Origin of the sequence: Capnocytophaga sp. CM59 (genome assembly GCF_000293175.1) — a bacterium.
GTDB classification, from domain to species: domain Bacteria; phylum Bacteroidota; class Bacteroidia; order Flavobacteriales; family Flavobacteriaceae; genus Capnocytophaga; species Capnocytophaga granulosa.
Map to the genome: position 1 here is coordinate 162,062 of NZ_ALNN01000015.1, position 25,623 is coordinate 187,684.

Annotated in this window: 19 protein-coding genes; 10 read left to right on the forward strand and 9 right to left on the reverse strand. The window is 39.8% G+C overall.

Translation table 11 applies throughout. From position 1 onward, the window contains the following. The first annotated feature begins 71 nt into the window (after positions 1-71). The 8 genes from HMPREF1154_RS05100 (at position 72) to HMPREF1154_RS05135 (ending at position 12,044) form a co-directional block, all read left to right on the forward strand. A complete protein-coding gene (locus tag HMPREF1154_RS05100) occupies positions 72-551 on the forward strand; it encodes a CYTH domain-containing protein (protein WP_009641348.1) in 480 nt (159 codons plus the stop codon). Between the two features lie 82 nt (positions 552-633). Continuing rightward, on the forward strand, positions 634-912 hold the full coding sequence (gene groES, locus HMPREF1154_RS05105; RefSeq protein WP_009641430.1) for a co-chaperone GroES: 279 nt from the start codon (positions 634-636) through the stop codon (positions 910-912). A gap of 17 nt (positions 913-929) precedes the next feature. After that, complete coding sequence (locus HMPREF1154_RS05110; protein WP_009641412.1) at positions 930-1,469, forward strand: hypothetical protein; 540 nt, start codon at positions 930-932, stop codon at positions 1,467-1,469. A gap of 34 nt (positions 1,470-1,503) precedes the next feature. Continuing rightward, on the forward strand, positions 1,504-3,132 hold the full coding sequence (gene groL, locus HMPREF1154_RS05115; RefSeq protein ID WP_009641442.1) for a chaperonin GroEL: 1,629 nt from the start codon (positions 1,504-1,506) through the stop codon (positions 3,130-3,132). Between the two features lie 144 nt (positions 3,133-3,276). Continuing rightward, a complete protein-coding gene (dnaE, locus tag HMPREF1154_RS05120; protein ID WP_009641432.1) occupies positions 3,277-7,749 on the forward strand; it encodes a DNA polymerase III subunit alpha in 4,473 nt (1,490 codons plus the stop codon). A 172-nt stretch (positions 7,750-7,921) separates the two neighbouring features. Beyond that, positions 7,922-10,438: a UvrD-helicase domain-containing protein gene (locus HMPREF1154_RS05125; protein ID WP_009641448.1), complete on the forward strand. Its 2,517-nt coding sequence runs from the start codon at positions 7,922-7,924 to the stop codon at positions 10,436-10,438. An 18-nt stretch (positions 10,439-10,456) separates the two neighbouring features. Next, complete coding sequence (locus tag HMPREF1154_RS05130) at positions 10,457-11,317, forward strand: hypothetical protein (RefSeq protein WP_009641435.1); 861 nt, start codon at positions 10,457-10,459, stop codon at positions 11,315-11,317. Positions 11,318-11,579: 262 nt separating this feature from the next. After that, a complete protein-coding gene (locus HMPREF1154_RS05135; RefSeq protein WP_009641382.1) occupies positions 11,580-12,044 on the forward strand; it encodes a DUF805 domain-containing protein in 465 nt (154 codons plus the stop codon). Between the two features lie 77 nt (positions 12,045-12,121). Here HMPREF1154_RS05135 and ribD read toward each other — a convergent pair whose 3' ends face one another. Together ribD and prmA are read right to left on the reverse strand one after the other, a co-directional pair. After that, positions 12,122-13,135, reverse strand: coding sequence for a bifunctional diaminohydroxyphosphoribosylaminopyrimidine deaminase/5-amino-6-(5-phosphoribosylamino)uracil reductase RibD (gene ribD, locus HMPREF1154_RS05140; protein WP_034566948.1), 1,014 nt, complete (start codon positions 13,133-13,135; stop codon positions 12,122-12,124). Next, the gene (gene prmA, locus HMPREF1154_RS05145) at positions 13,135-13,968 is read right to left on the reverse strand and encodes a 50S ribosomal protein L11 methyltransferase (RefSeq protein ID WP_009641509.1); all 834 of its coding nucleotides are present in this window, start codon (positions 13,966-13,968) and stop codon (positions 13,135-13,137) included. Before prmA ends, ribD begins: the two co-directional genes overlap by 1 nt. Positions 13,969-14,141: 173 nt before the next feature. Between prmA and HMPREF1154_RS05150 the strand changes: the two genes are divergently transcribed. Further along, positions 14,142-15,011: a ComEA family DNA-binding protein gene (locus tag HMPREF1154_RS05150; RefSeq protein ID WP_009641451.1), complete on the forward strand. Its 870-nt coding sequence runs from the start codon at positions 14,142-14,144 to the stop codon at positions 15,009-15,011. Positions 15,012-15,073: 62 nt separating this feature from the next. Further along, positions 15,074-16,153 (forward strand): mannose-1-phosphate guanylyltransferase, encoded by a 1,080-nt coding sequence (locus HMPREF1154_RS05155; protein WP_009641423.1) that lies wholly within the window; start codon positions 15,074-15,076, stop codon positions 16,151-16,153. A 4-nt stretch (positions 16,154-16,157) separates the two neighbouring features. On the opposite strand, the gene HMPREF1154_RS05160 is transcribed toward HMPREF1154_RS05155, so the two are convergent. The 7 genes from HMPREF1154_RS05160 to HMPREF1154_RS05190 form a co-directional block, all read right to left on the reverse strand. Beyond that, entirely contained in the window at positions 16,158-17,273 is a 1,116-nt protein-coding gene (locus HMPREF1154_RS05160) for a glycosyltransferase family 4 protein (RefSeq protein WP_009641499.1), read from the reverse strand. Next, a complete protein-coding gene (uvrA, locus tag HMPREF1154_RS05165; RefSeq protein ID WP_009641478.1) occupies positions 17,270-20,110 on the reverse strand; it encodes an excinuclease ABC subunit UvrA in 2,841 nt (946 codons plus the stop codon). Before uvrA ends, HMPREF1154_RS05160 begins: the two co-directional genes overlap by 4 nt. Positions 20,111-20,238: 128 nt before the next feature. Further along, positions 20,239-20,904 (reverse strand): trimeric intracellular cation channel family protein, encoded by a 666-nt coding sequence (locus HMPREF1154_RS05170; RefSeq protein ID WP_009641460.1) that lies wholly within the window; start codon positions 20,902-20,904, stop codon positions 20,239-20,241. 4 nt (positions 20,905-20,908) lie between these two features. Beyond that, positions 20,909-21,211, reverse strand: a complete 303-nt coding sequence (locus tag HMPREF1154_RS05175; protein ID WP_009641381.1) for a thioredoxin family protein — start codon at positions 21,209-21,211, stop codon at positions 20,909-20,911. Between the two features lie 78 nt (positions 21,212-21,289). Further along, entirely contained in the window at positions 21,290-22,522 is a 1,233-nt protein-coding gene (locus HMPREF1154_RS05180; protein WP_009641517.1) for a metallophosphoesterase, read from the reverse strand. Positions 22,523-22,607: 85 nt separating this feature from the next. Further along, a complete protein-coding gene (locus HMPREF1154_RS05185; RefSeq protein ID WP_009641429.1) occupies positions 22,608-24,650 on the reverse strand; it encodes an HD family phosphohydrolase in 2,043 nt (680 codons plus the stop codon). A 22-nt stretch (positions 24,651-24,672) separates the two neighbouring features. Then, entirely contained in the window at positions 24,673-25,584 is a 912-nt protein-coding gene (locus HMPREF1154_RS05190) for a dimethylarginine dimethylaminohydrolase family protein (RefSeq protein ID WP_009641376.1), read from the reverse strand. Positions 25,585-25,623 lie beyond the last annotated feature (39 nt).

Consider the following 25,623-nt stretch of genomic DNA (forward strand, 5'->3'; position numbering starts at 1 on the left):
TTAATAATTAACCATTGACAATTAAATAGTGTCTATTTGTCAGTTATATCTTTACAAAAAATTAAAAAAACATGGCTTTTAAAGAAATTGAACGCAAATTCTTAGTCAAAAATACCGATTTCATAGCACAAGCACACAGAAGTACCCCTATTGTGCAGGCTTTTCTGAATACTGACCCCTTAAGAACAGTACGTGTACGTCTTAAAGGAGAAAAAGGCTACCTCACTGTCAAGGGAAAAAGTGAGGAGAATGGTATCAGTCGATTCGAATGGGAAAAAGAAATCACTCCTACCGATGTGCATGCCCTATTGCCCCTATGTGAACCCTCCCCTATTGAGAAAACTCGCTATGAGGTATGGGTAGGTGAGTCGCTATACGAAGTAGATGTCTTTCATGGTGAAAATGAAGGACTTATCGTCGCTGAAATAGAACTTACCGATGTGGCACAGGCCTTTGAAAAACCTGATTGGTTGGCAGAGGAAGTTACCTCAGATGCCCGCTACTATAACAGTGCTCTAAGCCAACACCCTTATAAACATTGGAACATATAAGCAGATACTGACAATTTGGCATATTTCGCCAATTGGCACACTTTATGCTTAGAGAGAAATAGATTTACAAAAATAAATGAATATGAGTGTAAAATTAAAACCGTTAGCTGATAGAGTGCTTGTGGAACCAGCACCAGCTGAAACTACAACCGCCTCTGGTATTATCATTCCTGATACTGCTCAAGAAAAACCTCAAAAAGGAAAAATCGTAGCTGTAGGAGCAGGAACCAAAGAAAATCCTATCACTGTAAAGGTAGGAGATACTGTTCTTTATGGAAAATATGCAGGTACAGAACTAAAATTAGAAGGTAAGACTTACCTTATTATGAGAGAGAACGATTTGTTAGGTATTTTAGAATAATCTAAATATAACAAATTATGTTCTACACTTTACAACTAAATGCAAAGTTACAACCTTTTGACAGACATGCTCTAGAGGACATTATAGATGAGTTTCTCTCCAAAGAAGATCTAGGAGAAACCTCAGGTGGTGGTACTCTCATGTCCAAAGAGGGAGAAATAGAATACTGCAATATAGAAATCTCTCTCAATGATACTGCCAATGCAGTGGAGAAATTACTACAAAAGTTAGAAGATATTGGTATCCCAAAAGGCTCTAAGCTATATAATGAGAATTTCTCCCAAGAAATAGGCTCTTTAGAAGGTTTAGGACTTTATGTAAATGGTACTGACTTACCTAAAGAAGTATATGAGACTTCTGATATCAATGTAGTTTTTGACACTGTCTGTGAAATTTTAAAAGATGTTTTGGTACTAACTTCATATCATGAAGGCAGTAAAGATACAGCTTTGTATTTCTATATAAAAGGAAATTTTGCAGAAGCCAAAGAACAAATTAAGGATTTTATAACTACCTATCCCTTGTGTGAAAAGTGTAGAATTGTTCAAATCGCTTAAATAATTAAACTTAATAATTTAAAAAATAAAAAACATGGCAAAAGATATAAAATTTGATATTGATGCACGTGACGGCTTAAAAAGAGGGGTTGATGCGCTCGCTAATGCCGTAAAAGTAACCCTCGGCCCTAAGGGACGCAATGTAATTATTAGCAAATCCTTCGGTGCTCCTACCGTTACCAAAGATGGGGTTACTGTAGCCAAAGAAGTAGAACTTGCTGATGCACACGAAAATATGGGTGCTCAAATGGTTAAGGAGGTAGCTTCCAAGACCAATGACCTCGCTGGTGATGGTACTACTACCGCCACTGTATTAGCCCAAGCTATTGTACGCGAAGGTCTTAAAAACGTAGCGGCAGGTGCCAATCCTATGGATTTGAAACGCGGTATTGACAAAGCAGTGAAATCTATCGTAAATGAATTGGCCAAACAAAGCCAAAAAGTAGGTGACTCTATCGATAAAATCCGCCAAGTAGCCGCTATTTCTGCCAACAATGACGAGACTGTAGGAGAACTCATCGCCGATGCCTTCTCCAAAGTAGGTAAAGAGGGTGTTATCACCGTAGAAGAAGCCAAAGGTACTGATACTTATGTAGATATTGTAGAAGGTATGCAGTTTGACCGTGGTTACCTTTCTCCTTACTTTGTAACTAACTCTGAGAAAATGACTGCCGAGTTGGATAATCCTTTTATCCTTCTATATGACAAGAAAATCTCTACCATGAAGGATTTGCTTCCTGTATTGGAGCCTGTGGCTCAATCTGGCAAGTCACTCCTTATCATCGCTGAAGATATTGATGGGGAAGCCTTAGCTACCTTGGTAGTGAACAAATTGCGTGGTGCCCTTCGTATTGCTGCTGTAAAAGCGCCTGGTTTTGGAGACCGTCGCAAAGCCATGCTTGAGGACATCGCTATCCTTACAGGTGGTACTGTCATAGCTGAAGAAAGAGGCTTTACCCTTGAAAATGCTACTATTGACATGCTTGGCCGTGCCGAACGTGTAGCTATTGACAAGGACAACACCACTATCGTAAATGGAGCTGGTAAGAGCGAAGAGATCCAAGCCCGTGTAGGACAAATCAAAGCCCAAATTGAAGTTACTACTTCTGACTATGACAAGGAAAAACTCCAAGAACGCTTGGCCAAATTGGCAGGTGGAGTGGCTGTCCTCTATGTAGGAGCACCTTCCGAAGTAGAGATGAAAGAAAAGAAAGACCGTGTAGATGATGCCCTTCACGCTACTCGTGCTGCCGTAGAAGAAGGTATCGTAGCTGGTGGTGGAGTTGCTCTATTACGCGCTAGAAATGTACTAGCTAAGATCAAACCTACCAATGCTGACGAGGCTACAGGTATCCAAATCGTGTTCAAGGCTGTAGAAGCTCCTTTGCGTACTATCGTAGAAAACGCTGGTGGCGAAGGCTCTGTGGTAATTGCCAAAGTATTGGACGGCAGAAACTCTACAGGATACAACGCCAAGACAGAACAATATGTAGATATGTTCCGTGCTGGTATCATTGACCCTAAGAAAGTAACCCGTGTAGCTTTGGAAAATGCAGCTTCTGTAGCTGGTATGATCCTTACCACCGAATGTGCTTTGGTAGATATCAAAGAAGATACCCCTGCTATGCCTCCTATGGGCGGCGGCATGCCTGGCATGATGTAATTGTATCATAATAAATATTTTAAAGAAACCCGCCCCAAACAGGCGGGTTTCCCTTTCTATTTTTAACAAAGGATTCACGATAACAACGCAGAGGATTCGAAAAAATATACTATTTTTGTCCAAGAAACTCACTTCCTTTTCCCTATGTATTTAATCTTTGATACTGAAACAACTGGACTTCCCCGCAACTATAATGCACCACTCTCCGATAGTGCCAACTGGCCGCGTGCTGTACAAATCGCTTGGCAACTACACGATGCTCAAGGTACTCTTGTCGAGCATAAGGACTTTTTAATCACCCCTGACGACTTTACCATTCCCTACGATGCAGAACGTATCCATGGGATCTCCACAGAGCTGGCTGCCAAAGAGGGCGTGCCTATCCAACAAGTATTTGAAGAATTTGAAAAAGCACTGAGCAAGACTCAGTATATTGTAGGACAAAATATCAGCTTTGATATCAATATCATGGGAGCTGAGTTCTACCGCTATGGGGTAGCTACTCGTCTTGGGGAACTTCCTGTTTTGGACACCTGTACCGAAATTACTGCGGAACTCTGTAAAATAGAAGGGGGTAAGGGAGGTAAGTTCAAGTACCCAAGTCTTACTGAACTCCATCAGTTTCTCTTTGGCACTCCTTTTGCCGAAGCCCATAACGCCACTGCCGATGTGGAGGCGACTGCTCGCTGTTTCTTTGAGCTAATCCGCCGAGGCGAGGGCTTTACCACCAGCCAAGTCTCCCATGAGGCTATGGCACTTATCCAAGAGAAGTATACCGCTCCTATAGCACTTTGGGGGTTACAGCATATCAACCTAAAGGCAGCCTCTGAAAAGCTCAAAGCCCAAGAGAAATCCACAGCTCTGTCCTCTACCGAGCTGGCTGAAAACCTTGCCCTACTAGAGACTGCTCCCTTTGCACACCTGCACAACCACACTCAGTTCTCTGTCTTGCAATCCACCGCCTCTATTGCTGATTTGGTCAAGGCCACTACCGAAGCGCAGATGCCTGCTGTAGCACTAACCGACCATGGCAATATGATGGGAGCTTTCCACTTTATCAAAGAAGTATCTAAGTATAACAAAGAAGCTAAAGCCAAAAACGCCCAAGCTCAAGAGGAGGGAAAGCCCGCTCCCCTACCCATTATCAAGCCTATTATAGGTTGCGAATTCTATATCTGTGAAAACCACTTAGACAGAAGCAAAAAGGACAATGGCTACCAAGTAGTCATGCTCGCCAAGGACAAAGAAGGCTATCAAAACCTTATCAAGATGGCTTCTATCGCCTATACCAAAGGTTTTTACTATGTACCTCGTATTGACAAAAAGGTAGTAGAGCAATATAAAAAGAATATCATTGTGCTTTCAGGGAACCTATATGGTGAAATCCCTTCTAAAGTCTTAAATCAAGGCGAAAAACAAGCTGAAGAGGCACTCCTATGGTGGAAGAACCAATTCGGAGAGGATTTTTATATAGAACTCATCAGGCATGGCCAAGAAGATGAAGACCGTGCCAATGCGGTACTGATACAATTAGCGCAAAAACATGGGGTCAAATTGGTTGCAACCAACAATACCTACTACATCAACCCCAAAGATGCCAACGCTCATGACATTCTGCTCTGTGTCAAAGACGGAGAAAAGCAAGCTACCCCTATCGGACATGGGCGCGGCTTCCGCTATGGGCTGCCTAATGAACAGTATTATTTCAAATCCTCCCAGCAGATGAAAGAATTATTCAAGGATATTCCCCAAGCTATTCTTTCTATTGAGGAGATTATAAACAAAATAGAACCCTATGAGCTAGCACGCAATATCCTCCTCCCTAAGTTTGACATTCCCAAGGAGTTCCAAGTGGAGGATGATCCTACTGGAAAAAAGGGAGAGAACAAATACCTTCGTCATCTCACCTACTTAGGCGCCGAAAAGCGCTATAAGGAACTTACCGACGAAGTACGCGAACGCCTTGATTTTGAGCTTTCTATCATAGAAAAAACAGGCTACCCTGGCTACTTCCTTATTGTGGAGGACTTCATTACTGCCGCACGCAATATGGGGGTCTCCGTAGGTCCTGGACGTGGTTCTGCGGCAGGCTCAGCTGTGGCTTATTGCTTGGGTATTACCAATATAGACCCTATCCAGTACGACCTGCTTTTTGAACGTTTCCTCAACCCTGACCGTGTGAGTATGCCCGATATTGATATTGACTTTGAAGATGATGGGCGTGGCCGTGTCCTGGACTATGTGATTGAAAAATATGGAGCAAACCAAGTTGCACAGATCATTACCTATGGTACCATGGCTGCCAAATCCTCCGTACGTGATACAGCTCGTGTGTTGGACTTGCCGCTAAAGGAGGCTGACCAAATAGCCAAACTGATTCCTAATATTTCTCTTAAAAAAATCTTTACCTTTGACGATGAAAAACTTAAAGAAACTGTAGGAAGTGACTTGCCAAAAGTACAGCAACTCAAGGAGATTGCCCAGGGCGATGACCTCTCGGCTAAAACTGTTCAGCAGGCTTGTATCTTGGAGGGTTCTGTACGTAATACAGGGGTACATGCTTGTGGAGTTATCATCACTCCCGACGATATCACCAACTTCGTCCCTGTGGCCTTGGCCAAAGACTCCGACCTCTTTATCACTCAGTTTGACAACTCCGTGGTAGAGAGTGCTGGCCTATTGAAAATGGACTTCTTGGGACTGAAAACGCTCACCATCCTCAAGGATGCAGTGGCTCTTATCCAAAAACGACACGGATTTGAGTTAGACATAGATCATATTCCCTTGGATGACAAGCCTACTTATGCCCTTTTCCAGCGTGGAGAAACCATCGGGATATTCCAATACGAGTCCCCTGGTATGCAAAAATATATGCGTGAGCTTAAACCTACCGTCTTCGCCGACCTGATCGCCATGAATGCCCTCTACCGACCAGGACCTATGGACTATATCCCAAGCTTTATTCATCGCAAACAAGGCGTAGAGCCTATCACCTATGACTTGGCCGATATGGAGGAATACCTCAAAGACACCTATGGTATCACCGTATACCAAGAGCAGGTAATGCTCCTTTCTCAGAAATTAGCTGGATTCACCAAGGGAGAAGCCGATAAGCTGAGAAAGGCCATGGGGAAAAAACTCAAGGATGTCTTGGCCGAGATGAAACCTAAGTTTATAGAAGGTGGTGGCAAAAAAGGCCACCCTGCCGACATCTTAGAGAAGATTTGGAAGGACTGGGAGTCCTTCGCTAGCTACGCCTTTAACAAATCTCACTCCACTTGCTACGCATGGATTGCCTACCAAACAGCCTACCTGAAGGCCAACTACCCTGCCGAATACATGGCAGCGGTACTCTCTAACAATATGAATGATATTAAGTCCATCAGCTTTTTCCTTTCCGAGTGTAACCGTATGGTTATCAAGGTACTCAGCCCCGATGTGAATGAATCCGAATACAAGTTCACCGTAAACAAAGACGGAGCGATTCGTTTTGGTATGGGAGCCATTAAGGGATTGGGCAAGGCTGCGGTGGATACCATCGTAAAAACTAGAGAGAAAGGCCCTTACAAGTCTGTTTTTGACATGGCCAAGCGTATAGATCTCAAGTCGGCTAATAAGAAAGCCTTTGAAAGTCTCGCCTTAGCGGGAGGATTTGACTCCTTCCCAGGGGTACACCGTGCCCAATTCTTCCACCAAAGCCCTTCGGAGAATATGAACTTCCTGGAAAAAATCATTCGCTATGGTGCCAAATCACAAGAGAGCGCCCACTCCATACAGTTAAGCCTTTTCGGAGATAGCCCAGAGGTGCAAATCCCCGAACCCAAAATGCCTGAAACAGAGCCTTGGAACTCCTTAGAGGAACTCCGCCGAGAGAAAGAAGTAGTAGGGATCTATATTTCACGCCATCCCTTGGACATGTTCAAGTACCAATTGGACTACCTATGCAACCGAAAAGCAGCCGAATTTACCTCCAACTACGAAGGTATGGAGAACCAAGATGTACGTTTTGGAGGAATGATTGTCAAGATGGAACACCTCACCAGCAAAAACGGGAAAGGCTGGGGTGCTTTCACCATAGAAGACTATAGCGGTACGGTCGATTTTCGTATCTTTGGCGAAGAATACCTAAAATTCCGCCCTTTCCTTTCCGAAAAACAGTTTGTTTTCATCAAAGCCCATATCAAGGGAGGCTATACCACCCCCGACGGACGCACCTTTGGCCCCAAGATTGTTTTCACCCATATCGGTTTCTTAGAAGATGCCCTACAAGAGAATATAGACAAGCTACAAATGGCCGTAGAACTCCCCCAAGTAAATGAAGAGACCCTTTTTTTCGTAAAGAACCTATCTCAACACTTCAAGGGGAGCACCCCTTTTAACTTTCTGATCATAGGAAAAAGCAAAGAACAAGAAAAGGACATAGAACTCCCCATGAATAGTCACAGTACTAAGGTCAAGGTATGCAAAGAGTTCTTTGATGCACTCTCCAACACCTCCTTTATCTATCGTCTGAACAACGAACCTCGTTGGCTGAACCTTGCCATAGAAGCCCCTGACACCATGACCTCCGCCGATGAGGAAGTCCTCAAACTCATGGAAGAAGTAGAAATAGATTAACAACTATTTAAAATTTAACAATTGTAGTTGATAAAATTAAAATATTTTTGTTATCTTTGTGCGCTGAAGAAACTATTTTCCTTATCTAAAAAGTATTTTTGTCTTAATTAAGCTATAAGATTATCCCATTCATCAAAAGATATTAAAGATTTGGAAATTTAACAAGAAGATTATGGCTATAGAATTTTATGCCCTAAATGGAAAATCTCTTTATATAGATTATGAGGCTTTTGAAAAAAGTGTACATCAAGTACTTGACTATACCTGTCCTAATGCAAAAATATATCTCTTTAATAGATTCCCTATTCCTATATCAGATATAATAGATATAGATCTATTACTTGTAATTATTGTTCCAAATAAAAAAGATAGTTACTATAGAATTAACGAGAATAGTCTTTTTAAAAATCAAATCATTCCTGTTAAGTTTATTGATAAATATATAGATAAAGAATTATATAGTTCCATTGAAAATAATGATCTTATATTTGTTACCAAGAGAGACGAAGTTAATTATGTTAAAATTGATTTTCAAAATGAACTTAAGAAGTTAAAAAGTGGAATAAGAGAATACTTAACACAAATATTTAGAGAGGAGAATATCATAGGTAAAGAAGATGATGTTTATATTCCTTTTCATATTGTACAGATAGTAAGCTCAAGATATAGATGTATTACTACCAATTATTTATTAGGAGCCTCTTTTGACTTTCATATGTTAGATGAATATTTTAAGAAAAATACACAAGAAACATATTTCTGCTCTATAAAAAAATGGTCTCAGTTGGGAGCTTATGAAGTAGTTCCTTTTGATATTGAAAAAATTGTAGACAGAATATCAAAAGATAGTGAATATGGCTACCTCACAAAAAGAAAAATAGAAAATATTGTAAAACAAAGAGTCAATCTCTCAACTGTTGAAAAAGAAATAGGAAATAAACTTATTATTGTAGAAGGAAAAGCAGGAAATGGAAAGACAAATAGATTATTAACCATTGCTTATAAACACCTTATAAAAGGAGAATATATTCTATTTTTATCTTATAACAAATTATTAGTAAATGATATCCGTAAGACATTTCAAAGTATACTAAATGCAGAAAAAGAGTCTAAGAATGGCCTTTTTGCAACGACTACTTTTCATTCCTTTTTCTTTGATTTATGTAGAAAGACTGGTGTTATTAGGTTAGAAAAGGATAAGAGATATGAAGAAAACAAAAAGAGATATGAAGAACTTGTAAATATATTAGAAAAAAGTATGTCAAAAGTATCTGATATATTAAACTCCTTGCGATTAACTGATTTTGATAAAGAAAATTTAAAAACTTATTTCCAAAATCGTGATGACTTAGACTCTGTTATTAAGGATTATGCTATAGATTATATCAATTCTGATGATAGGAGTATAGAAATATTTATAAAGAATATACAAGAAGACTTAGCAGATCTTTTTCTTTCTAATAAGCAAGATAATGATGGATATTTATTTAATAATGACTATGAATATTTTTTACGAAAACTCTATGAAGTACTTAATAACACCTCCGAATTCTATAAAGAATATGATGTAAGAAATAAGAAAGAACTGTTAGAAACGTCTTTAAATCTTAATAACGAAAGTGATGAAATTAGTTTTAGAGCCTTCTCAAAACACATTGAGGATATAAAGAATCGATTATCTATGAAATATGAACTAATATTTGTAGATGAGGCTCAAGATTGTTACGAATATGAAAAAGAAATTCTTATAGCACTTTTTGAAGAAGGAAAAATTATTGTTGCTAATGGAGGAGAAGAGCAGTTAATAAGATATCCTGAACTTTGTGATTGGAGAAAGATAAAAACAAAAACAGGATTCAAAACGACAAACTTCCAATTACACAAACCTGTCATACAAACATCAACAAAAAAAGATCCCATATCCATATCTTATAGAAGTAAAGAAGAGGTAATTAGGTTATGTAATTTCTTTGCAAACAAGATAAATATAGAATTTAAATTACATTCTCTCAATGAAGAAGTTGCTCCTAAAGAATATATTGATCGTGGTGAAATAATTTTTGATTTTAGAAGAAATCCTGATATTCTATCTATCTATAATCAGTTAAAAGAAAAAGCTTTTATTAATGGTTATAAGCCTTATGAAAGTATACTAACACTCATAACCCCAGAAGATGAACAAGAGGAAAATTCAGAAGGAGTTTCACACAAAAATAAAACCCATATTTATGAAAATAACTATGTAAGTACTACTAACATAAAGGAGAAAAAAGGAAGTTGGGAATATCTCAAATTATTAGAAGATAATGGATACCAATGTTATAATGGTACAAAAAGCAAACATTTACCTTTCGATTTTGATCATACTCGTATCATACATTATGAATCTTGTAGAGGATTGGAATCTTTTGCTGTATGTTGTTTCCGTTTAGATACTTTTTTTGATGGAAAATATGAAGATGAAAATGCTGAGAGAACTTTATTAAATAAAAAGAGATATAATAATCAAGACCTAACTAATGAAAAACGCAAACAGATATATGCAACAAATTGGCTACTAATGGCTCTAACAAGAGCTATAGATACTCTATATATACAGATAAATGATAAAAATTCATATATTGGAGAGTTAGTCTGTGAATATATTAAGATAAATAAAAACAATAAGAATATTAAGGTATATGAATAATCTAAAATATATATTATTATGAACCAAACAGCAAGAATAGAAGAATTTTTCAGTATGTTTAGAGGAGGAACAGAAACTCTTAAACAATACATCATCTATCAAAAAAAGTTTACTGATGGAGAAGAAGCTATTATTGAGAAAAAAAGAAATGAAATAATAGAAAGGAGAATTGAAGCTTACCGAAAAGATTATGAAGAAAACAAAGATAATCCTGAAAGAGAAAGGCAATTACAAGAAATATCAGATAAAATAGAGGAACTAAGCAAAGAATCCGAGACTGCTTTTTTAAAACCAGAAGTACAACTTCTATATCAAAAGTTAGTTATGTTACAAGGAGAAGGCGAACATCTAATTGAAAGTGAAGATTTTTTTGAAGATGATCCCGAAGAATTAAATATCTCGTCTTTTATGCTTATACAAAATAACTTTACTTTGGTATTGATATATTCCTTTTTTGAAAATCAACTAAAGAGACTTTGTAACATTTTAGGGGAAAATGCCCCCATTCATTATTATGACCTTAAAGGAGAGGTTACTGTACAGTGTGAAAAATTTCTTACTAAATTCTGTAAAGTAGAGAGCTTTATATTTGAACAAATACATTGGCAATTTTTAGATACTATAAGAGTACTCAGAAATCAAATTATCCACAATAATCCAGATTATTTCAGTGTATTGACAAAGAAAGTACTAAATAGTATAGATAAAGAGTATATACGCAGGAACTTAGAAGAGATTATCCAAACAGAAAACTTCCTTAGAACAGAAGATGATAATGATTATTGTATCCGTTTATCTGACACATTTCTTTTGAAAGTAATCAACTATATAGAAATTTTCTTTAGTGATTTAGAAAACTATGTTCAGAAAAAGCGATAGTATCTCATAAACCTTAAACCAATAAAAATACTTATGAAACGAATTCTTTTCTTTAGGATTATTGCTTTAATCATCTTATTAGTAGGAATAATTGCCTGTTCAAGTAATGAAGTAAGTGAAACCTATGTATATATTTGCAAGTGACCTAATAGTACTGCTTATCATTATAATCCTCATTGTAGAGGACTAAGGCAGTATTCTACAGATTTAGAAAAATTAACAGTAAAAGAAGCTGTAGAAAAAGGAAGAAAACTATGTGGTTATGAAGACTAAGGTAAGATATGCTATACTTAGAGCAGCTTTTTCTTTCTCAGGGCGTATTGGTAGAACAGCATATGGTCTGAGCCTAATTATTTGTACTCTTTTAAGTATTCTTATCCTTACAAGTATACTTCAAACTAAAGGAAATACTGCCTTTTTAGCACTTTTATATATACCTATAGGATGGTTTGCCTTAGCCCAAGGCACTAAGCGTTGTCATGATTTAGGAAACAGTGGCTGGTTTCAGTGGATTCCTTTTTACTATCTTGTCCTATTATTTGGTAAGGGAGATAAAGAAGCCAACTATTATGGCGAATCTCCCAAGTATAAGCACCCAAAAAAGGACTCTCTCTTTGAGGATATACCTCCCTCGGATACTGATAGTGCTTCTGCAGATCAAAAAACAGAGACTTCTTATGGCAAATATAATAAGGATTATAGAAAAAATTATAGTAAGAAATACTAATATCTCCCTTTTCTATAACTTATTGAGCAGACCATCTAAGTTTCCTACCTCTTGTAAGGCTTCGAAGGAATCTTTTCTTAAAGACTCCTTTTTTCTATAGCAGGATTCTTGACAACAAACAAATAATCCCCCTCTATCTCTTGGGTACTGAGTAGGTTTCCACTGAGTTGTGGGGCTTTAAGTCCTGCTGAGAATTGAGGAGTACCTACAAATATACGGGCTTCGTCCCATAGACCTTCGTCTATAAATTGCTGGAGTACATGAGCACCTCCCTCTACAATAAGGCTTTGTATCTGTCGCTCATATAAGCAGTTACATACCTGCTTAGGCATCGAGAGCGTTGGAGAGATGGCTAGAACAATAGTAAGACCTCCCTGAAAAACAGCTAATTTCTTAGACAAGGAATTATTGTTGTCTATAACCAAGCGCAAGGGGTTGTTCCCTACCCAATGGCGTGTGGTAAGGGAAGGGTTATCCTTCTCTACCGTGTGCTTACCTACCAAGATAGCGCCTTCTTGTGCTCTCCATAGGTGAGTAAGTTGCTGGGAGAAGGCGTTGGATATCCATACAGGTGCCTGCTGCGTTTGCTGCAAAGGCGCTATAAAGCCATCGCGGGTTTGTGCCCACTTAAGAATAATATAAGGGCGCTTTTGGGCATGAAAGGTAAAAAAACGCTTATTAAGCGCTTGGCTTTCAGCTTTCAAAACGCCTACAATGACCTCTCTGCCTGCTTGTCGTAAGCGCTCAATGCCCTTGCCCGCTACTTTGGAATTGATATCCACACAGCCAATAACGATCTTGGGGATTTCTTTTTCTATAATTAGGTCAGCACAAGGAGGCGTTTTCCCAAAGTGTGCACAAGGTTCCAGATTCACATAAAGGGTACTTTCCTTAAGTAGGCTTTTATCCTTGACAGAGTCAATAGCATTGACCTCGGCATGGGGTTCGCCTGCCTTAGTATGCCAGCCCTCCCCTATGATCTTACCCTTGTGGACTATCACGCTACCTACCAATGGGTTGGGATAGGTATAGCCTATAGCCTTACGGGCTAAAAATAGGCAGCGTTGCATGTATAGCTCGTCTGTAGTCATCATGATAGGCGTTGGAATTTGGCTGATACCCAGCGATTTCGCTCTATATGGCTAATATAGGTAAGTCCCACTTCTTGGCTTTTCTCTTTTATCGCTGGTAAGTCCTCCTCGTAAAAACCACTGACCAAGAGTAATCCCTGAGGGAAGAGTGCTTGGGTGTAAGCAGGAATGTCTGAAAGCAATATATTTCGGTTGATGTTGGCTAAGATTAGGTTATACTGCTCCCCTGCAATTAGGGAAACATCCCCTTCCTTTATGGTGATAAAAGAGCAGTTGTTCTGTTGTACATTTTCTGTGGCATTCTCCACACACCAAGGGTCTATATCTATGGCGGTAATATCACGAGCACCACGCAGAGCTGCCATGATAGCCAAGATACCCGTGCCACAGCCCATATCTAAGACTTTGGTATCCTCAAGCGACAAAGGAAGCAATTGCTGCAACATCATATAAGTCGTTTCGTGATGACCCGTACCAAAACTCATTTTGGGGGTAATCACAATATCATAGCGTGTATTAGGCACAGGATGGAAGTTGGCTCGTACTGTACAGAGATCCTCTACCACGATAGGTGAAAAGTTCTTTTCCCATTCCTCATTCCAATTGACCTGTTCTATTTCTGTTATTTGGTAGGAAATAGTAAATTCTGGATTGCTTAGCAGATAAATATCCTGTAAAATTTGCTCATTCCAGCTATCTTTAGGAATATAGGCTTTGATCCCTGTAGGGGTATCCACAAAACTATCAAAGCCTACTTCAGCAAGTTCGGCCATAAGGATTTCAGCTCCCATCTCTGTAGGGGAAACAGTAAAATCGTACTCTATATAATTCATTATCAATGGTTAATGGTTAATTGTTAATGGTTAATTGTTAATGGTTAATTGTTAGTTCTATATAAATAACAGATGCAAATATAGGAAGAATCACAATGACTACCAAATATTTTTCTTGTTTTTCTACCTAAAAATTCGTATTTTTGTTAGCTCAAGGTTAAGTCTCCTCTCAAATGAAAAGATATACTACTGGTATCTCCTATTGGACAAGGCAACAAAAACGAGGTGTTTTGGGACTCGTATGTTGTTGTATATTGTTACAAGTAGCTTATTTTGTGATAGATATTCCCTCTCCTGCTATTGCTTTCTCTCAGGAGAATCTTATAGCTTTCCAACAGCGGATAGATAGCCTAAAAGCACAAGAGAAGGCCAAGCAATATACAATAAGTCCCTTTAATCCCAATTTCATTTCAGATTATAAGGCTTATATTTTGGGAATTTCTGCCCAAGAACTCTCCCGCTTGCAAGTCTTTAGAGAGACAGGCAAGTACGTCAATTCCGCTAAGGAGTTCCAAGAGGTAACTGGAGTCTCCGATTCTCTCTTGGCTACTATAGCCCCCTTGTTCAAATTCCCTGATTGGGTGAGCAAGAAAAAGGATGGTTCTTTCCATACCCATGACAACAAGACCTCAGCAAAGATTGTCAAGAAAGACCTCAATACCGCCACAGCAGAGGATTTACTCCCCATACGAGGAATAGGAGAAAAGCTCTCCGAACGTATCCTAAAATATCGTGAGCACTTAGGAGGCTTCTCCTCTAAAAAACAATTAGCTGAGGTATATGGCCTTTCCGAGGGTGTCATCACGGAAGTTTGGAAATACTTTGACCTACTCACCCCTGCTCAGATTACCAAAATAGATCTCAATCTTGCCTCTAAAAAAGAACTCTCCAAGGTACCCTATCTCAACTACAAAGAGGTAGAAGCCCTACTTATCTTTCGTTCAGAGCGAGGAAATCTAAGTTCACTAAAGGACTTACAAGCCATAGGCTTCTCTCAAGGAAAGATAGAGCAACTCAGTTGGTATCTAAAAGCAGAAAAATAGCCGCTTTTCTTTGCTAGTTTGGTTAATATATTGTATTTTTGCACTTTGTTATTTCAATTTACATGAATAAGAATCATTATGCTATTATTATGGCAGGGGGCGTTGGATCTCGCTTTTGGCCAGTAAGTACTTGGGCTTTCCCTAAGCAATTTCATGACATGTTGGGCACAGGGCAGACGCTCTTGCAGCGCACCTACCAACGTTTGGCGGGCTTTATCCCCAAAGAAAATATTCTTATCTCTACCAATGAGATTTATAAAAACTTAGTAAAGACACAGCTATCAGGTATCTCCGATGAGAATTTGGTACTGGAACCTTCCATGCGCAATACAGCTCCATGTATTCTCTATGCTACTATGAAGATTCAAAAGCGCAACCCAAACGCCGTTTTTATTGTAGCTCCTTCCGACCACTGGATAGAACAAGAGGACGAATTTCAGGACAATGTAAGAAGTTGCTTTACCTTATGTGAACAACAGGATATTCTGATGACCTTGGGAATCAAACCTACTTTCCCTAATACAGGTTATGGTTATATACAATATGACAAAACAGACAGCAAACCCAGTAAAAAGGTACTCCAATTCACTGAAAAACCTGATTATGAGCGTGCTAAACAGTTCCTCTCAGAAGGAAACTATTTGTGGAATGCGGGTATCTTTATCTGGCGTACACAAAGTGTATTGAGAGCTTTTGAAAGATTCCAACCCAATTTGTTCTCACTCTTCAAAGAAGGAGAGTCAGTTTATAATACTCCACAGGAATGGGAATTCATCAGGGATAACTATGGAAAAGCAGAGAATATATCAGTAGACTATGCCATTATGGAGCCTTCGGATAATATCTATGTATATCCTGTAGGGTTTGATTGGAATGATTTGGGTACTTGGGGTTCCCTACACGAGAAATTGGCTAAGGATTCTAATAACAATGCAGTGGTCAATGCGCTCACACTCTTTAAAAACGCCTCTGATAATATCATTCGTACCGATACCAACAAGGTAGTGATTGTAGATGGTATAGAACACTATATCATCGTAGATACCGCTTCGGTATTGATGATCTACCCCAAAGAAAAAGAACAGAGTATCAAGGAACTCTTGGGAGAGGTCAAAGAGAAGTTTGGTAACAACCTCTCTTAATGGTTTAAGAAATCACCTTTTGATATACCTTCAACAGATTTTCACAGACGTTTTCGTCTGTGAATTTTTGTACATAGTTATAGCCTACCTCTCTCATCTGTTGCATACGTTCAGGCGAGGAAAGAAGTTCCTCTATAGCCTGCCGAATCTCCTGCGCTGTATTTTCGGTTGGATTTATATAGATACTACCACTACCTCCAGCTTCCTCAAAGCAACTCCCTTGGGAGGTAATCACTGGGGTTTTGGAAAAGAGGGCTTCTATAATAGGAATTCCAAAGCCTTCAAAGACGGAAGGGTAACAAAATATCGTTGCGGCTTGGTATATCATAGCCAACTCCTGCATGGAAACCCCTGAGAGTACTCTTACTTGAGACAGCATATCATTTTCCTTGCAATAAGCCTCTATCTTCTCGTAATAGACGGTCTTCTTCCCTACCATAATCAGCGGCAAGTCAGTACCTTTGAGTGCTTTTACTATCTCTAAAGCATTCTTTCGATCCTCTATAGCCCCTACATTGAGAACAAATTGGTCTGGTAGGGCATATTTTTCTCTTACTTTGGCTTTTTCTTCCTCCGTATAGGTTTGCTTAAAAGCGGCATGACATCCCTGATATACTACTGATATTTTATTAGGATCTATATGGAAATAATCTACTATATCTTGCTTGGTTTGCTCGCTGATGGCAATGATGTGCTCCGCCTTTTGGGCTGCGTAGCGGAACTTGAGAGTATGTATCTTTCTGTCAAAAGCACTATACCACTGGGGAAAACGCAAGAAAATAAGGTCATGTATGGTTACTACTGTAGGGACATACTTGTATATACCTATAGGAATCTCCCCTGAAAGCCCGTGATAGATATCAAGTTGTTGTTCTTTGGCAAGAGTTGTAATATGGAAGAGCCGCCAAAGACTTTTGAGTTTTTTCCAAAAAAAGCCTTTGGGATTGATCTCTGTAGTCCTTGGGGTAATCTTTACTCCTAAGAATTTTCTTCTTTTAGGGTTAAAAAGTACTAATTCCGCATCTGTTCTCTCTTGCAAGATACGAATCAGGTCACGGCTGTAGTTACCCAAACCGCGAAAGTTATGAAAAGCCCGCTTGGCATCGAATCCTATTCTCATTTCTCTGTTTTTAAAACCTCTTTCAAAAACTTAGCTGTATAGCTCTTTTTGCTCTTAGCCACTTGCTCAGGTGTCCCCATAGCCACTACCTGACCGCCTCCCTTTCCTCCTTCAGGGCCTATGTCTATAAGATAATCCATCATCTTAATTACATCTAGGTTATGCTCAATAATAAGCACCGTATTTCCCTTTTCGGTGAGCTTGTTAAGCACTTCCATTAGGATTTTTATATCCTCAAAGTGTAGTCCTGTAGTGGGTTCATCCAAGATATAGAAAGTATTACCTGTATCACGCTTGGAGAGTTCTGTAGCCAGCTTGATACGTTGTGCTTCACCCCCTGAAAGAGTGGTAGAGGGTTGCCCTAAGGTAATATAACCCAGTCCTACTTCCTGTATCGTCTTGAGCTTTCGGTAGATTTTCGGAATAGGTTCAAAGAAAGCCACTGCCTCATCTATAGTCATAGCCAGTACATCGGCTATGGATTTTCCTTTGTAGCGAATCTCAAGAGTTTCTCTATTAAAACGCTTACCATGGCAGGTCTCACACTCTACCAAAACATCGGGAAGGAAGTTCATTTCAATCACTTTCATACCTCCGCCCTCACAGGTTTCACAACGACCTCCCTTGACATTGAAACTAAAGCGCCCTGGTTTGTAGCCCCTGATCATTGCCTCTGGTGTATGGGCAAAGAGGTCACGTATTTCGCCAAAGACACCTGTATAAGTGGCAGGATTAGAGCGTGGAATACGCCCAATAGGTGATTGGTCTATATCTATCACTTTATCAATATGTTCCAGCCCTAAAATCTGCTTGTAAGGCATGGGTTTTTTCAGGGCATTGTAGAAATGTTCATTGAGAATCGGATAGAGGGTCTCATTGATTAGGGTTGATTTGCCCGAACCTGACACCCCTGTAACCCCTATCATCATCCCCAAAGGGAATTTAACCGATATATTTTTAAGGTTATTGCCTGTACAGCCTACGAGTTCTATAAAATGTCCGTTACCTTGGCGACGTTCGTCAGGCACTTCTATGGCACGTTCTCCATTGAGGTAAGAGGCCGTCAGGGTATGCGCCTTGAGCATTTCTTTAGGAGTACCGGCGAAAATTACCTCTCCCCCACCCTTACCTGCCTTAGGGCCTATATCGATTACGTAGTCAGCATGGAGCATCATATCAGCATCGTGCTCTACCACCACTACCGAATTGCCTATATCTCGAAGTGATTTTAGGGAATTGATTAGCCGCTCATTATCACGCTGATGCAAACCTATACTGGGTTCGTCCAAGGTATAAAGTACATTGGTGAGCTTGGAACCTATTTGGGTAGCTAAGCGGATACGCTGTGCCTCACCCCCTGAAAGGGTTTTGGAACTTCTGCCCAAGGAGAGGTAATCAAGTCCCACATCCAAGAGAAAACGTAGGCGTTCGCTTATCTCTTTAAGGATTTCATGGGCAATCTTTTCTTGGCGAGCAGAGAGCTTTTCTGGCAAGGCATCAAACCACTGCATCAGTTCGGCTATGTCCATAGCAGAAAGTTCGGCTATATTCTTATCAGCAATACGGAAATATAGTGCCTCTTTCCTCAGACGAGAACCCTCGCACTCAGGACAGGGCTTTTCTTCCATGAAATCTTTTGCCCAACGCTGCATGGAGGCGCTACTTTCTGTATCTTGGTACTGTTGTTCTATGAAATTGACAATTCCCTCAAAATCAATAGAGAAATCACGGGTTAGCCCCATAACTTCAGATTTCTCAGAGAATTTCTCTTTTCCCCCAAAAAGAATCATATCTATAGCCTCTTTAGGGAGTTTCTCCACTGGGTCGGAGAGTTTGTGTCCAAACTTCCTAAGTATAGTTTCTATTTGCTGGAATATCCAAGTTTTTTTCTCGGCTCCTATGGCTGTGATAGCCCCCTGCTTGATAGAGAGCGACATATCGGGAATGAGTTTGCTCAGGGTTACCTCCTGTACTATTCCCAGTCCATTACAGTGCGGACACATCCCTTTGGGAGAATTAAAAGAGAAGGTATTCGGCTCTGGTAGTGGATAGGAAATCCCTGTAGTGGGACACATAAGGTTACGGCTAAAGTAGCGAGGAACATCCTTTTTATCAGAGAGTATCATCAGGATTCCATTACCATGTCGCATAGCTGTCTGTATGCTTTCGGACAGGCGGCGCTGAGTAGTATCATTGTTTTTGATCTCCAATCGGTCAATTACCACCTCTATATCATGGGTTTTATAGCGATCGAGCTTCATACCATACTCTATTTCACGAATCTGGCCATCTACACGTACCTTAAGGAATCCCTGCTTGGCAATTTGCTCAAAAAGTTCACGGTAATGCCCCTTACGCGACTGTACTACGGGAGCTAAGATATGGATCGCCTTGCCCTGGTACTCTTGTAGAATCAACTCTTGTATTTGGCTATCGGTATAGCTAACCATCTTCTCACCCGTACGATAGCTATAGGCATCGGAGGCACGAGCATAGAGTAAGCGCAGAAAGTCATAGATTTCGGTAATTGTCCCCACGGTAGAGCGAGGCGACTTGGAAGTGGTCTTCTGCTCAATGGCAATCACAGGAGAGAGACCATCTATCTTATCCACATCGGGACGTTCCAGTCCGCCTAAAAACTGACGAGCATAGGCAGAGAAAGTCTCTATATAGCGGCGTTGTCCCTCAGCATAAATCGTATCAAAGACCAAAGACGACTTACCACTACCCGATAAGCCTGTTACTACCACCAGTTCATAACGAGGAATCTGTACATCTATATCCTTGAGGTTATGTACTCTTGCCCCTTGTACTATAATATTTTTATCTTTTTTCATGTATTGCAAATGCAGATGAGGTTAAAAGAAAGTACTTACTTTTGCCCTGCAAACCTCCCTATAAGGACGACCTGCTACAAAAGTAAGTAACTCTATTGAAAAAACTAATTTTATCTAGAAAACAATATCTAATTAAGGAATTTAGGCAGTTCCCAATGGTGCTTCAAGGAGAGCATACGTACAACTATCACCACACAGATCGTTACAAATACCACCCAATTATGATAATCAGCCATAACCCCATTGAGCAAGAAATACACTGTACCTCCTGCCACACAAGCTGTTGCATAGATTTCTTTCTGAAAAATGGCAGGCATCCTATTGGCTAAGACATCTCGAATGACCCCTCCAAAGCTCCCTGTCATAGTACCTAATACAATAGCTATGGTCGGAGAAAGATCAAAGCGAAGTGCTTTTTCCAAACCAATAATGGTAAATACCCCCAACCCAATGGCATCAAAGAGTAATAACCAGTAGTTCCAGTGTGCGGCAAACTTGCGCTTGAAAAGAATGGTAAAGGCCACACTCAAAGCAATCATAAAGATATACATGAGGTTTTTCATCCAAAAGACAGGAATACTCCCAATCATAATATCGCGGAGTGTTCCCCCTCCTACTCCTGTTACGAAAGCCAAGATGAACATACCAAAGACGTCCATACGACGTTCTAAACCGAGCAAGACGCCCGAAATTCCGAAAACAAAGGTACCTATAAGGTCCCACAAATAAATAGGGTCTGTAATGATGGCTGTCATCTCTTGACTTAGACTCCCCCATAGTGTGATTTCGTTCATTTTTCTATAATTCTATAAATGGTTTTATAGCACTGATTAGGTTGGCTGTAGGTTGGAGTGCTTCAGTACGCCATACGAGTTCTCCCTTATGAAAGATCATATAAGTAGGAATCCCGTTGATCTGTAGCTTTTTGGTAAGTTCCTTGTTATTATCAATATCAATTTTGATCACACGTACTGCTTCGCCTAAGGAATCGGCCACTTGCTGTATGGAAGTGCTCGCATCCTCAGTCAGATAATGCCAGCCCGCATAAAAAACAATAAGTACGGGCTTACTAGTGCTTATTATATCTCCAAATACTGACATATTTATTATAGTTTTTCTTTTATAGCTATCACGCTGCAAATATAAGATTTTTTTCTAAATTAAGCGCCCTTAATGTGCTTAATTTTGCAGGTCTGTAGGCGTATTTTTATCCTTTTTCCTGAGTTCTATAACAGTAATTTCAGGAGGCATCCCTACTCGACCTGGGAAAGCTAAGTAACCAAAACCTCGATTTACGTTGATATACTTACCCTTTTCCTTATAGATTCCTCCCCAATACTTATAACGCCAACTGGCAGGACTCCACTTGATCACCCCAGGAATTTCTATACCAAACTGCATCCCATGGGTGTGTCCGCTCAGGGTCAGGTGAATAAAGTTAGGACTATCTATCACCTCATATTGCCAATGGGTAGGATCATGAGAGAGAAGCACCTTGAAATCCTTCTTATCTACCTCACGTAAGGCCTGCTTAAGGTCTCCCTTTTTGATAAAACCTTGCCCCCAGTTTTCCACACCCACTACAGCAATACGCTGCTGGTCACGAGTGAGAAATACAGATTCGTTATTGAGCAAACAAAAACCCAACTGCTGATGTATTCCCTTGAGGTCTTCTAAGTTTTTGAGCTTGTCCTGTGGTGAATCCCACTGTACATAATCCCCATAGTCATGGTTACCCAATACAGAATACACCCCATCCTTAGCATGCAATTGCTTAAAGTGTGAGATCCAAGGGAGCATCTCCTCTGCCTTGTTATTGACCAAATCTCCTGTGAAGAAGATTACATCACCCTTTTGGGCATTGATCATATCTATACCATATTGTACTTTTTCAACATTGTCAAAACTACCTGAATGAATATCGGAAATATGCACGATACGATACCCATCAAAAGCCTCGGGAAGATCATCAAAATAGAGCGTATGCTTTATCACTCGAAAGTTGTACTTACCCCAAAGCATCCCATAGATCATTCCCGCAAAGGGAATGGCTGCCACACCCATTCCTATAAGGCTTACAAAGCGCCTACGAGAGGGAATTACTTTTTCCTTTTTCATACGGAAAGGCGCACACAGCAAGCGTACTAGTGTCTCCCCTAAGAAGAATATACTTATAAGCGTGGCAAATAAGAGCCATGAGAGGAAAAGCCCAAAGGAAAATTGCCTATGGCTATCCCATACGCCCGAAAAGGATTCATTCCAATAGTATAGAAAGTAAAAAAGAAAAAAAGCTGATAGTATATAATATAGGTAAGTAAAAACCTTATACTTTACCGCCTTACGTACACAAAAAGCACTCAGGAGTACCATCAGTACGTAGAAGATACAAAAATAATTGATAAAATGATGCATTTCTTATCCTATTAAATAGCCCGCAAAAATACAACAAAAAGCAAGCATGTTGCACCATGGTAAAGATATTTTTAACAAAAAACACCTATTTTGGATAGGCAATACGCAAGTGATAGATATTAAAGAGTTTTTCCTTGAGTACCTTCTTGATCTTCTCTATATCCTTGAAAGTAATATCAGCATTGAGGTATTGCTTTTCCTCTATTTGTTTCTTAATAATAGCTTCTACCAGCGCATCAATAGCTTCGGTAGTAGGATTAACCAAGCTCTTGGAGGCAGCCTCTACCGAATCGGACATCATAAGAATAGCCGTCTCTTTAGAAAAAGGAATAGGGCCAGAGTAGCGGAAATCGTCCTCATTGAAAGGTTCCCCTGAGTCCAACTGTTTTTTATAGAAATAGTAAATAAGGCTATTGCCATGATGGGTTCGGATAAAGTCAATGATATGATCAGGGATATTGTTCGCCCTAGCCATCTCAATACCATCTATCACATGACTCTTGATAATCTTAGCACTCTCCACGGCTGTAAGTTCATCATGAGGATTGACCGAAGTTTTTTGGTTTTCAGTAAAATAAAGAGGGTTCTTCATCTTACCTATATCATGATAGAGTGCCCCTACACGAACCAACATAGCATTGGCACCAATGGCCAATGCACTAGCCTCGGCCAAATTGGATACTTGCAAAGAGTGCTGGAAAGAGCCAGGTGCCTTTTCAGAGAGTTCCCGCAGTAGCTTATTGTGTGTATCGGAAAGTTCCAAAAGAGAGACATTGGACACCAAGCCAAATACCTTCTCATATATATAAGTGAGTGGCTGGATAAAAAGTGTCAAAAATCCATTGAGAATAAAAAAGCCGATGGTAAGATAATTTATTCCCTGAAGACTGCCCGTGGATATCATTAGTTGGCAGAGGTAGGTTACTATATAAGCAATAACTATATAAGTAATCGTCAAGAATAAATTGATCCTATAGTGCATCCCCTTAGTGTCCAGCAAGAGTACACCTGCCACTATGGCATTGGTATAGATAAATTGAAAACTGTTAGGTACAATAAAGCCAATGAGTAACAGGGTAATCAGGTATAAGAACATACCTAAGCGCAGGTCAAAGAAAGCCTTCATCACCAGCGGAAAGATACAAATAGGTAAGGCATATATATAATCGGTATCTACCTTTGCCGTCCAAGATACCCCCGCTACAAAGAGCAATATGGTTGTGAAGATAAGAGTTACAATATTATTATTGGTAAACAAATCCTTCTTGAAATGATACAAATAGAGCAGTATCATACTCACCAGCATAGAAACAATCAGGATATACCCCAAAAGGGACAAAGAAGTGAGATGTTCCGCACTATTGAGGGCATACTCCTTTTGTAAGGAGGTAAGCATCGTAAGACGCTCGCCTGAGACAAATTGTCCTTTTTCTATAATGAGTTGTCCTTTTTTGACTATTCCATACGAATGAACAATATTCTTAAGTCGCTCCTCCAAAGTACGTTGGGTAAAGTGCTCATCGACAAATATATCAGGCAACATCACCTCCGAGAGGATCGTATAGTAAGTATCCATATAGGGAGCAAAGGGCTTCTCTGCAAAATAAGAAAGTACTGCCTCCTTGGTTTGGTTGAGAAAAAAGAATCTGTTAGGGGCAAAGGTAAACACCTCATTTCCCTCCACCAAAAATACCTGCTTATCGGTCAGTTCTCCAGAGGCATAAAATACCCCATGGCGGTAGACTTTCTTAAGGAAATCCTCCCCCTTGCGCAAGAGCTTTTCTTGGGTAGCAGCCTCCACTGAAGCGAAGTAAGTCAGTGCCTTTTGGTAATAATTCTTCTGAACAGAAGCCAATACCGTAGTATCCCTAAAGAAATAAGTAGGCGATTGGCTCTCAATATATTGCTTTTCTTTGGCCAACTGTTCGCTTGTCTTCTTCAGAGTAAAGTCAAAAGGCGCATAGAGTGCAGGATATAGCCAAGGCTTACCTGCCTGAAACTCATAGGAGAACTTGCTCCCTTTGGGCAAAAGGAAGACAATAGCCACAACTAGCACTACTGCCAAAAAGAGCTTGTAAAGCAGTCCCTGCTTGGCATATAGCTTGTACCAAAAATGTTTTATAGCCATAAGTGTATGGAGTTAAAAACGATTAGTCTCTTAGTAGTGGCAGGGTAGAACAACGCAAAAGTCCTTCCTGCTTGGCAATCTCAGCATAGGGTATTTCCTCTACCGTAAAACCTTGCTCCCTAAGCCAATTATTTAGGCGAGTAAAACTACGTTCGGAAACTACCACCTCTGGTGAGATAGAGAATACATTGCTGAACATTTGGTACATCTCCTCTCGTTCTATATGAAAGAGGTTATCCTTACCAAAGAGATCTACCAAATATTGGTATTCCTGTTCATTACGGAAACCACCCTTATAAATAATCCCCTTATTTGTTCCCACTGGCTGAAAACAACAATCCAAATGTAGCGCATTATCACGAGGTTCTGTGTTGGACTTAACCAAGTCAAATGCCTTCACTATCTTATTAGGAAAGAGTGCTTTAAGTAGCTCTACTCCTTCCCTATTGGTGCGTGCTGTCTTATAATTTGTATAATCAGCTCCATAGTAAGTGCCTACGAAGATATGATCATTCCATGGCATCACATCGCCTCCTTCTATATGTATTTCAGGGGAAGGAACGATATATTGAGAAGGAGGAATCTGGCAAACTATATACTCAATAGCTTGATATTCTTCTTCTCTTTCAGGTAGAATATTAGCTTTAATAAACTTGTCCTCTATGACAAAACCAATATCACGGGTGAAAATCTGGTTGCAATTCTCTATTAATTCAGGACGGTATACTTCTACCTCATATTTTTTAAGCACTTGGGCAAAAGCCTCCATTTCGGGAATCATGTCTGCTTCCTTAGGATAGGTTCCTGCCAATATATGTTCTAAAGATTTAGGGTCATAAGCCTCTTGAGCTGTGGGGGTAGCCCCATTGCTCTGAGCGGTTCCTAAGATAACAGCTCGTAGGCGATTGGTCTCGTTCTTTACTTGTATTTTCATTAGGATTAATTTTGGTGCAAATATACGGAAAATATATGA

Bases quoted from the DNA above. Each gene is read 5' to 3' on its own strand.
- HMPREF1154_RS05110 (WP_009641412.1), top strand. From the start codon at position 930: ATGTTCTACACTTTACAACTAAATGCAAAGTTACAACCTTTTGACAGA.
- HMPREF1154_RS05190 (WP_009641376.1), bottom strand. From the start codon at position 25,584: ATGAAAATACAAGTAAAGAACGAGACCAATCGCCTACGAGCTGTTATC.
- groL (WP_009641442.1), top strand. From the start codon at position 1,504: ATGGCAAAAGATATAAAATTTGATATTGATGCACGTGACGGCTTAAAA.
- HMPREF1154_RS05175 (WP_009641381.1), bottom strand. From the start codon at position 21,211: ATGTCAGTATTTGGAGATATAATAAGCACTAGTAAGCCCGTACTTATT.
- HMPREF1154_RS05125 (WP_009641448.1), top strand. From the start codon at position 7,922: ATGGCTATAGAATTTTATGCCCTAAATGGAAAATCTCTTTATATAGAT.
- dnaE (WP_009641432.1), top strand. From the start codon at position 3,277: ATGTATTTAATCTTTGATACTGAAACAACTGGACTTCCCCGCAACTAT.
- HMPREF1154_RS05185 (WP_009641429.1), bottom strand. From the start codon at position 24,650: ATGGCTATAAAACATTTTTGGTACAAGCTATATGCCAAGCAGGGACTG.
- groES (WP_009641430.1), top strand. From the start codon at position 634: ATGAGTGTAAAATTAAAACCGTTAGCTGATAGAGTGCTTGTGGAACCA.
- HMPREF1154_RS05130 (WP_009641435.1), top strand. From the start codon at position 10,457: ATGAACCAAACAGCAAGAATAGAAGAATTTTTCAGTATGTTTAGAGGA.
- HMPREF1154_RS05160 (WP_009641499.1), bottom strand. From the start codon at position 17,273: ATGAGAATAGGATTCGATGCCAAGCGGGCTTTTCATAACTTTCGCGGT.
- HMPREF1154_RS05150 (WP_009641451.1), top strand. From the start codon at position 14,142: ATGAAAAGATATACTACTGGTATCTCCTATTGGACAAGGCAACAAAAA.
- HMPREF1154_RS05155 (WP_009641423.1), top strand. From the start codon at position 15,074: ATGAATAAGAATCATTATGCTATTATTATGGCAGGGGGCGTTGGATCT.
- uvrA (WP_009641478.1), bottom strand. From the start codon at position 20,110: ATGAAAAAAGATAAAAATATTATAGTACAAGGGGCAAGAGTACATAAC.
- HMPREF1154_RS05135 (WP_009641382.1), top strand. From the start codon at position 11,580: ATGAAGACTAAGGTAAGATATGCTATACTTAGAGCAGCTTTTTCTTTC.
- HMPREF1154_RS05170 (WP_009641460.1), bottom strand. From the start codon at position 20,904: ATGAACGAAATCACACTATGGGGGAGTCTAAGTCAAGAGATGACAGCC.
- HMPREF1154_RS05100 (WP_009641348.1), top strand. From the start codon at position 72: ATGGCTTTTAAAGAAATTGAACGCAAATTCTTAGTCAAAAATACCGAT.
- HMPREF1154_RS05180 (WP_009641517.1), bottom strand. From the start codon at position 22,522: ATGCATCATTTTATCAATTATTTTTGTATCTTCTACGTACTGATGGTA.
- prmA (WP_009641509.1), bottom strand. From the start codon at position 13,968: ATGAATTATATAGAGTACGATTTTACTGTTTCCCCTACAGAGATGGGA.
- ribD (WP_034566948.1), bottom strand. From the start codon at position 13,135: ATGACTACAGACGAGCTATACATGCAACGCTGCCTATTTTTAGCCCGT.